The sequence below is a fragment of the Limosilactobacillus sp. genome, assembly GCF_051873035.1.
GTDB lineage: Bacteria > Bacillota > Bacilli > Lactobacillales > Lactobacillaceae > Limosilactobacillus.
Genome location: NZ_JBJEEL010000035.1, coordinates 1 through 9,479 on the forward strand (window position 1 = coordinate 1; position 9,479 = coordinate 9,479).

8 protein-coding genes and 1 pseudogene are annotated in these 9,479 nt (G+C 44.5%); 7 read left to right on the forward strand and 2 right to left on the reverse strand.

Annotated features, from left to right (window positions below; all coding sequences use genetic code 11):
- The first annotated feature begins 53 nt into the window (after positions 1 to 53).
- Both ACI31H_RS03115 and ACI31H_RS03120 read left to right on the forward strand, forming a co-directional pair.
- Complete coding sequence (locus ACI31H_RS03115; protein WP_439770541.1) at positions 54 to 503, forward strand: MerR family transcriptional regulator; 450 nt, start codon at positions 54 to 56, stop codon at positions 501 to 503.
- A 120-nt stretch (positions 504 to 623) separates the two neighbouring features.
- Positions 624 to 845, forward strand: a complete 222-nt coding sequence (locus tag ACI31H_RS03120; RefSeq protein WP_439770542.1) for a hypothetical protein — start codon at positions 624 to 626, stop codon at positions 843 to 845.
- A 429-nt stretch (positions 846 to 1,274) separates the two neighbouring features.
- Here the strand turns inward: ACI31H_RS03120 and ACI31H_RS03125 are convergent, their stop codons facing one another.
- The gene (locus ACI31H_RS03125) at positions 1,275 to 2,540 is read right to left on the reverse strand and encodes an MFS transporter (protein WP_439770543.1); all 1,266 of its coding nucleotides are present in this window, start codon (positions 2,538 to 2,540) and stop codon (positions 1,275 to 1,277) included.
- A gap of 103 nt (positions 2,541 to 2,643) precedes the next feature.
- The gene (locus ACI31H_RS03130) at positions 2,644 to 4,656 is read right to left on the reverse strand and encodes a right-handed parallel beta-helix repeat-containing protein (RefSeq protein ID WP_439770544.1); all 2,013 of its coding nucleotides are present in this window, start codon (positions 4,654 to 4,656) and stop codon (positions 2,644 to 2,646) included.
- A gap of 146 nt (positions 4,657 to 4,802) precedes the next feature.
- Here ACI31H_RS03130 and ACI31H_RS03135 point away from each other — a divergent pair, with 146 nt between their 5' ends.
- The 5 genes and pseudogenes from ACI31H_RS03135 to ACI31H_RS03155 form a co-directional block, all read left to right on the forward strand.
- Complete coding sequence (locus ACI31H_RS03135) at positions 4,803 to 5,981, forward strand: helix-turn-helix domain-containing protein (protein ID WP_439770545.1); 1,179 nt, start codon at positions 4,803 to 4,805, stop codon at positions 5,979 to 5,981.
- Between the two features lie 82 nt (positions 5,982 to 6,063).
- The gene (locus tag ACI31H_RS03140; RefSeq protein ID WP_439770546.1) at positions 6,064 to 6,570 is read left to right on the forward strand and encodes a cupin domain-containing protein; all 507 of its coding nucleotides are present in this window, start codon (positions 6,064 to 6,066) and stop codon (positions 6,568 to 6,570) included.
- Between the two features lie 204 nt (positions 6,571 to 6,774).
- Positions 6,775 to 7,473, forward strand: coding sequence for a GntR family transcriptional regulator (locus ACI31H_RS03145; RefSeq protein WP_439770547.1), 699 nt, complete (start codon positions 6,775 to 6,777; stop codon positions 7,471 to 7,473).
- 11 nt (positions 7,474 to 7,484) lie between these two features.
- Positions 7,485 to 8,483 (forward strand): ADP-ribosylglycohydrolase family protein, encoded by a 999-nt coding sequence (locus tag ACI31H_RS03150; protein WP_439770548.1) that lies wholly within the window; start codon positions 7,485 to 7,487, stop codon positions 8,481 to 8,483.
- Positions 8,484 to 8,505: 22 nt separating this feature from the next.
- Positions 8,506 to 9,429, forward strand: a pseudogene (locus tag ACI31H_RS03155) (purine-cytosine permease family protein); the annotation flags it as partial.
- Positions 9,430 to 9,479 lie beyond the last annotated feature (50 nt).

Here is a 9,479-nt window from a genome sequence, read left to right on the forward strand (position 1 = left end):
TTTATGGGTTTTTCTGTCCACTAAAATGTTCAACTTAAATTTTACAATCTGCCATGTTAAAAAAATACAGTGTTAATGATATTTCAAAATACTTTTCAATTCCCAAACAAACTATCCGATTCTTCGAAGATAAGGGCCTGATTCATAGTCATCGAAATCCTGACAACGGATATCGTTATTATACGTATGAAGATATCAATCAGATTTTCGACCTAATTGTTTTTCATCCCCTTAATTTTAAAATTCAAGAACTTAATACCCTGCTCAATGAGGCTGATTCAAATGATTATATGAATATGTTGGAACAGAAAAAGTCTGAGCTTCAGGCACAAATCGATCATTTACAAGCTTTGACTAAGCAGGTCAATTCTACTATTCAAGATATTCAACAAGTCCAAAACAAGATTGATAAACCCTTTGAGATTGTTACTTGTCCCCAATTAATAATCGACGATTTAACAAATTACTCACCCAATGGTATTCTTTTCGCTACGCCTTACTAAAAGGAGAATAAAAGAATTAAAAATGTTTGCTTCCGTTGTCAACTGTCACCATCCCACAAGGTAACAGACTACCAGTGGGGATTTATTCTAAAAAAGTATAATCGGGGCACCTTTACGCTTATGCCACAACCGGCAATTCACGAAATTATTAACTTGGGTAGTGAAGGGGAGATGGTGATAAAACTAAACCAAAAATTGGCTGAATACCAAGAAAATACCAATTATAGATTGGGCAATCAAATTGTAGGTAAATTACTCTTACGCTGTCATTCCAATGGTATTAGACAGCGCTACGCTGAAATTTGGGTACCAATTGTGGGTAAGGGGGATAATGGCGTATAGTTCCAAATCCAGAAGAGTTCTGTATGGTTATAACATTGTGTATTCCCGAGCCCTTGCGAAGCATCTTGTTTGAAGGAGAAAAGTCCGTCTTAAAGGGATGAGGGCTGTTCGGTAGATTAGGTGACCATGTGATTAGCGAGGATATTAAATACCTTGAATTCTGAGTTTGGCCTTGCCAAAGTGATATTTTGCTATGGCAAGGCCATTATTCTTTATATAAGTAACTCTTCGTCAAAACGTTATGAAAATTAGTCATCATTAGAAACGGCCGGCAGAAGCCAGTCAAAATCCGTCTTGGCTTGCGTAGAGACGGGGGATGTTCGATACGACACCATAAAAGGCCCAACAATTATCTCCCCATAAATTATCCGAAAAAAGGAGATCAATTGTTGAGCCTGTAGATGTTATTAAAATTGGAATGCGATGAAACTACTTAATACCTTTAATAAAGCAAATCAGGATCGAACCGATAACCGCAAAGGCACATGCGGCAGGGAAGATGTAACCATAGCCGCCCATGTTAATGGCAGAGGCCGCTACGATTGGGCCAAAGATTTGCCCCGCACTGTTGGCCATGTTAAGCAAACCTAGATCCTTCGCTGCCGTCTTCTCGTTTGGCAAAACGTCAATGTTTAGGGCTTGGTCAACGGAGTTATACATCCCGAAACCGATCCCGGCAACAACCGCGTAGGCGAGCATCCCACTAGCGCTGTTAGTAAAGGTTGGGATAAATACCCCTAACGCAATGATCAGCCCCGCCACGATTACCGGCATCTTCCGGATCTTTAGCTTATCGGCCAATGGTCCTGAGATCAGCGACATAATAATCGCCGTAATCATCAAGATAATTGAAACCATTGAAACATAACTCTGAACTGCGGCGCCCTTTAGCTTTACGTAGTCCGTAAAGATGTAAAGGGTGTAGCCGGAAATGGCAAATTGCGAAATGATAATCATAAACTTACCAAACAGGGCCAGGTAGAAGTTCCGGGCGTTATGAGTTGGGAAGACAAAGTTTGCGGAGAAGGCCTTCCAACCATTGATCTTTTCGACCGGCATGTCTTTAGTCGATTGTTCGTGCAGGATAATGGCAGCGACTGGACCAGACAGTAAGGTCATAATCGCCATCACCATAAAGCCCATCGAGTTATTGTACAGGAAGTGCGAACCAATTACAGGGCCTAATCCCTGAGCAGCCGCGGTCCCCAGGGCATACATCCCCGACATGGTCCCCCGGAACTGTTCGGAGGTCCGGTCGGCAATCACGGCTACCAGTGGGGCCACGATCATGTTCTGGAACAGTACGTAGACCGAGTCCCCAAGCACAATCCCGAAGGCCGTCTTGGCGTGGCTCCAAGCAATAATGCTGACAAAGGAACCAATTGAACCGACGATAATCCATGGTGTCCGCCGTCCCCAGCGTGACCGGGTCCGGTCAGACAGGCCACCCCAAATAATATTGGAAATGGTGGCTACGATCATCGCGACCGCTGACATCGTCGCAATAACGTTTTGTTTAGTGGCAGGGTCAATGTCCTGCACCAGTTTAGGAACCGTTACCCCAACTAATCCAAGGTAGGGGCCAACCCATAGAAAGTAACCTAAGACAATCCCAATACAGGTCCGCACCGGAAATTTAGGCTGTTCCTCATTGGAAGGCGTTTGCCACGGCTTCCGTTCAGTGGAATCATTCATATTATTCACGTCCTTTGAATGCTAGTACTCAAGATAAAAATAATTAATAATTTCTTGTTACGGATTCCTACCAGAAACCCGCAACCGCAATTAACGTACTAGCTTAAAAATCTTCATTCCACAGTGCCTTGCCAACGTCTTCTGGAGAGGCGAATGGTCCAGGAATAGTTGAGATTCCCCGGTGGTTGCCGAAGTAGTCTTCACTGATTTGGATATCGTCACCCTCTGGCGTTTCAAAGCGTTGTTCTGGCTGGAAGGCCTCACCGAGAATGTTGGAGTCAATGATGTTGTTCTTGTAGTTCCCAATGATGTCGTAAACATTCGTTTCCAGTGCCGGCTTACCATCCTTGTCGACCAGGTCAACCTTGGCATCATCCTGGTCGTTAATCAGGTTGTTAACTTCCTTCTTCCAGGCCTTAGCACCGTTTAGGTAAACGTTTCCGCCAGCCCAAACTGGCAGGTGTCCCAGTTGGTATGGCTGTAAGTCAGCCATGTCATTTTCCTTGGCCGGCTTGCCTTCGAGCTTCTTGAATGGGGCGTACCACTCGTCGTATGTTGGGTAGTCATCAAAGACGAACGTCCCGACTTCTTCGTTATCCTCTGGATTCTCTGATGGGGTCCACTTTTGGACAAAGATGTTGTTGTAGAAACGGTCATCACCGTGCAGGATCATGGCAAAACCAGCAACTTCGGTTCGGTGTGGAATATGGTATGGCGTAAAGCGTTGATATTCGTGGCCCTTGCCAGGATAGTCGGTCCCGGTGCCGACGAAGGTGAAGGAGCCAAGAATCAAGTTATTGACGACTGCCAGCCCATCGGTTGGGATCTTTAGGGAGTCCTTGGAAAGGAGCAGGTTGTTGTCAATCAGGGTTGGACCGTGCCCAACTTCAACCCAGATATCCTGGCTTTCCATGGCCCCGTCAAGCCGGTGGGCGGTACCGTCAGGAGCGTAGTTATGGTCAAACAGGTTTTGGGTGATCCGGGTACCTTGGGCTTCCCAGTCACACCAGAGGCCCATCGTACAGTGGTCAAAGTGGTTGCGCCGGTAGATAACATCAATGGCGGCGTGCATCTTGATCCCGGCGATTTCGGCCCCGGCTAGTTCCTGCATGTTGTTAATGTGGTGGACATGGTTGTCTTCAATTAGGCTGAAGACCCCGCCTTGCCGACCAACGATCCCGTCTTGTTCGCAGTCGTGAATGTTGCACCGACGAACGATGTGGTGACCGATATTTTCCTTTAGCCAGCCGTCGTATTGACCACGGCAAACGGCTTCCCGTTCCATTTGGGTAGGGGTCTTGATGTGCTTGTAGGTGAAGTAGTGATCATTGTTGGGGTCTTTGTACTTCCCTAGGGAAATCCCAGCACAACGACTAAGACTGATGTCACAGTCCTCGATGATCCAGCCCTTTGCCCAGTGGGGACCGACCATCCCATCTTGGAAGGCAGCCGGTGGCGCCCAGGTCGTAGCGGCCTTGTTGACATTGAAGCCGGCGAGGGTGATGTAGTTAACGCCGGTCTTTTGTGGCCAGAAGCATTCCCGCCGCACGTTGATGTCAACGTCTTCCTTGTTCGGGTCCTTACCCTGGAAGTTGGCGTAGATGATGGTCTCGTTGCGGTCGTCATCCTGTTCCGTGTACCACTTGTAAACGGAGTTGGCCTGATCCCAAGAACGAGCATAGACTTCACCCTTAAGACATTCGTCGAGGGTGTTTGTTTCGTAGAAGTGGATGTTGTTCATGTAAACGGCCCCGGTGTGCTTGTCGACCGGACCAAAGTACCAGTCACCGATAACGTAAGTCGTGTAAGGGTTGTAGGAGCCAAAGATTGCGTTGTTAACTCTGGCAACCCAAACGTTGCCCTGGTACGGTTGCCAGTCCGTAATCTTTTCGGCCCCGGTGATAACCGCACCCAGTGGCTCAACACTCCGGTAGGTAATCCGGGCGTCCTTTTCACCAGAATGGATGGGGTTAACGTTTTCGCGGTAGGTACCAGGAAAGACGAGCACTTCGTCACCTGGTTCGGCAATTTTGGCGGCCTCATTAATTAACTTAAAGGGGCGTTCCTTGGTCCCGTTTCCATCGAATGGCGCTTTTGCATCGACATAGATCTTCATAAATGTCATCTCCTAATATTCTCATGGACGATAATTGCGATATAATTAACCTGCAAGCGCTTACGAGTATATTATCAGTGAAATGGTACGGCGAATCTTGTATTAATAAACCATTATTTGTGAAAAAGTCAGCGAGGAGGAGCCAGATGAATATCTTTATTAAATACTTAACCGTCGCGGGGTTACCCTGCTGTATTGCGAATCGCCGCCGGATTATCAAGTTAATAAATTATCAACAGTTGGCTAACTCCTTTAGTCCCCAGGGCTTTATTTTCCAAAATGCAAGCAGGAAGTTAGTTACCTTTTACCGTAATAAACAGAAGGATCTGGTAGTTGCTAACATCCATTATCAAAATGTTAATTATATGATTGGTCCTGTGATTATTACTGATTATCGTATCGGGGATGGAAGGGCCCCGGCTAACCGTCCCTTTTTAATCAGCGGTTCTTGCGTAAGGCGGTTTAAACAAGCGAACTTTATCATGACGATTTCGTTTTGCTTGAACCTGCTGGGGGCGTACTACCGCGAGAAAAAACTTCGCCGCCGCTTTCAAAAGCCAGTAGTTACCGAAATTAAACTAAAGCGGAGTGCCTTCGTTAAGCTGAGTATTAACGGGGCCCACGTGAACTATGCCTTTGAACGGCAGACCAATTATGCGATCCTAATTGGCGATCGGGCCGAGATCCATAGTGCCTTAAATTCATTACTAAACTCGGGCCGGATTGGGGTCCTTAGCGACAAGGGGGACCTCCGTAACATGATTGACTTTGGAATCATTTGCGTTTCAACCAATATTCGAATTGCGCTGCGGAACGGGATGGACTTTGAACGGGCCTACAGCCTCAATGACTACTATGTCCGTTGCCTGGAAAAGCAAAGGTCGGTTAAGGACGTGATCGAATGCATTGAAGAGGAACTGTTTGACTTGAGTCGGCAAATGGAAAGGCGGTGGGGTGCCAACACGCCACCGGCCGTTGTGCGGGCCTACCATATCCTGTTAAATAACGTTCAGGAAAATATCAGTGTAAAAGAACTAGCGGGGGAGCTTAATATGTCACCCCACTACTTTTCGGGGCTCTTTAAGCGCTGGCTGGGGGTGTCCTTTACCCAGTTTCGGAGCCTCGCTAAGATTAACTATTCCCTGACTCTGCTCTTATCGACGAACCTACCAATTTCACAGATTGCTGGTCAGCTGGGCTTTAATGACCAGGCCTACTTCACCAACATGTTTAAGCAGTATACCGGCATCACGCCGAACCATTTCCGAAAGAATCCGCTCCTGTTGAAAGATTGGAATATTTATAGCTTTTTACGGCAGAATTAAATACCGCATTTGGTGAAATTACGAACAACTTTATCGGTGGGGTGGTATAATGTTCATATCAAAATGAGGAGGGATCACCCACATGAACAAGGCCGACTATATCAACTATCTCCACCTTCAGCCACATCCGGAAGGGGGCTGGTACCGCCAGATTTACCACAGTGCGGATACGTTTGTGCCCGCTACAGTCGATAAGGAGCGTTATTACTACACGTCGATTTACTTTCTGCTTGACGCTAGTTCACCATCCCACTTTCACCGCCTAAAACACGATGAGCTGTGGTATTATCATGCGGGTGACCCGATTACGATTTACACCCTTTATCCGAACGGTTCGTCTAACCAGGTTGTACTTGGCCCGCACTTAGAGAAGGGCGAGCAGCTCCAGTACCGGGCCTCGGCGGGGGTTATCTTTGGCTCCGCAGTCAATGCGGCCGGCTTTAGCCTGGTTAGTTGTGCCGTGGCGCCGGGCTTTGACTACCATGATTTTGAAATCTTTGACCAGCCAACCCTGTTAGCCAAGTACCCACAAAACCAGGACGTGATTGAAAAACTCGCTTACCGGACGCTTCCGGGGGAGGGGCAATAGGGGATTCTTGTTTTGAATGCCCATATTAAAATAGTTTAAAGTTTATTGAAGTATCTCTTAAGAAACACCTCGTTACTAGAGTGATTTCTAAGAGGTACTTTTTTTATAATTCATGGAATTATTTTAAAATTTAGAAAGCGCTTGCAAAAATTAAAAATAGTGTTATTGTGTACTTGAGTACTCAAGTAATAGGGATGAAATAAAATGGATTTACAAAGAAGTAATAATAGTTTGCGCGCACAGATCGTTTTAGCAATTCAAAATGATATTTTTAATAATCGTAAGGTCGGTGACAAACTACCGTCGGAAGCAGAATATGCAAATGAATTTGACGTAACACGTTCAACTATCCAAAAGGCGCTGAAAGATCTACAACGTATGAACTTGATTGAACGGGTTCAAGGCAAAGGATCCTTTGTTCATCAAAGGCAACCAAAAGTTAAGCTTTTTAACTTTAAGGGATTTTCTGATTACGCTCAGCAAATTGGTGCCAAGCCGGTTAGTAAGATATTGGAGAAAAAAATAATTACTGATAACAGCAATAAGATTCTTTATTTGAAACGTCTACGAATGTTTGATAGTGACGATTCCTTGATTCCAATAACAGTTGATGAATCACAAGTTAGCCTTAATCGATTTCACGGCCTAGAAAAATATGATTTCAGTAAAGAGTCGCTATACTCAATTATCCGGCAAGAGTACAAAACGATTCCTTCAACTACATTACTAAGGATGTCTGCTGTCAGTGCCGATAAAGAGTTAGCTGAAAATCTGCAGTGTAATATTCATGATCCATTGTTACAAGCACAAGGGGTTGTTCATGATGAAGAAGGAAAAATTGTGGAAAAGGCTAAAGTAACCTATAGCAATTTTGCCGAATTTGATTTGACACTTGGTATATAGGAGGAATTTTTATGCGTGATAAAGACAAAATTCTAGGTGCACTATATGGACAAGCAATCGGTGATTCAATGGGGATGCCGACTGAACTGTGGCCAATCCAGAAGATTCGGGATAAATTTGGTCGTAATATTACGACTTTTCTGGATGGTACTGATGATAACGATATTGCAATTAATTTTAAGGCTGGTGAATACACTGATGACACCAACCAGGCATTTGCAATTCTGGACGCCTTAATTGAAACTAACTGGAAACCGGATACTAAAGTATTAGTTAAACATATTATGAAATGGGCAGACAAAGTTGGTGCATGGACGAACAATATACTAGGCCCAAGCAGTAAGGCCGCCCTTAAATTAGTGAAGGAGGGGAAAGATCCTGCCGAAGTTACTAAGACGGCGTTAACGAATGGCTGTGGTATGCGTATTTCGCCTATTGGTACACTATACGAACCTGAAGAATTTGATAAGCTGATTCAGATGGTTTACGAAGTTACGAAAATTACGCACTCTAGTGATGTGGCCATTTCCGGGGCAGCAATGATTGCTGGGGCAGTAACGGCAGCGATGGCCGATTATGACTGGGATGAAATTATTACTTACGCTGAAAGGGCAAACGATGCTGGCTTTAAACTAGGTGCACCAACTTGGGCCGCCCACAATAAGGAACGATTAGAAGTTGGAATTACACTTGCACATAAGTATGCGGGTGATGATGAGGCGTTTAGTCGAGCAATTTATAATACTGTTGGTACTGGAACTACGATTTCAGAAAGTATTCCAGCAGCATTAGCAATTGCTTACTATGCTAAGGATGTTAAGAAGAGCGCCTTCATTTGTACAAACTTAGGTGGTGACACCGATACAATTGGTGCGATGGCAACCGCAATTTGTGGTGCAAAAGTTGGTGCTAAGAACATTCCTGCCGACTGGAAAAAATTAATTGATGAAAAGAATCCTCAACACGATATTCATGATTTTGCAGATAAGATTTCAGAGTTTAAAGCATAGTAAAAAGATGAGGTGAACTACTATGGATAACGAGTTTGTAAAGGTACCAGAAAAGGATAAGACGCTAAGTCCTGGTAAGCTTTTTTACAATTGGTTTGCTGCTAATATCGGTATCATGGGGTTCGTTTATGGTGCGATTATTGTTAGTTATCACTTATCATTTTGGCAATCAATTACGGCCGCATTAATTGGTGCGTTAACCTTTGCAATTCCAGGTTGGGTTGCCATGATTGGTCAACGTGAAGGAGTTACAACGTTTAAATTAAGTCGGGCTGCGTTTGGTACCCATGGTAATAAGATTCCTAACTTTATGGCCTGGTTAAATATGGTTGGCTGGTTAGCGGTTAACGTAATTACTGGTACCTTATTATTTTCAGCAATGTTAAAAACCATCCATATTTCTCAAACCGGCTTTACAAAATTTATTTGTTTAGTAGTATTTGCGGGTTTGGTCTTCCTATCAGGTATCTTCAAAGAAGATACCTTGGCTAAAATTCAAACTTGGTTAAGCTGGATCTTTGGCGGATTAACTTTAGTTATGCTGATCATGTTTCTAATGAATGCTAATTGGGGAGAAGCCTTTGCGATGAAACCAGGTAGCTGGGTGACTGGCTGGTTACCAGCTGTAGCTTTTATCGCTGCTGGTTCCAGTATTTCATGGTCAATGGCCGCTGCTGATTGGGGCGCCTATGTTCGTCCTAATACAAAACCATCTGCAACTTTTTGGAATACTACTTTAGGTGCTGCTACGCCACTTTTTATCTTAATGGCTGGTGGTGTATTGCTAAGTACCATCTCACCAAGCTTGGCTAGTGCGAGTGATCCTTACCAAGTAATGTATGGTGCTATTCCAGGATGGTTTGGTTTTCTTTACTTCCTGGTGGCTGCTGGTGGTATTATTCCACAATGTTTAGTTTCCTTCCGTTCAGCACGAATTAATCTTTCTGGTAGATTATAGAATGAAGTTAGCCACCCAGTTGGTGGTAAATAAAAAAC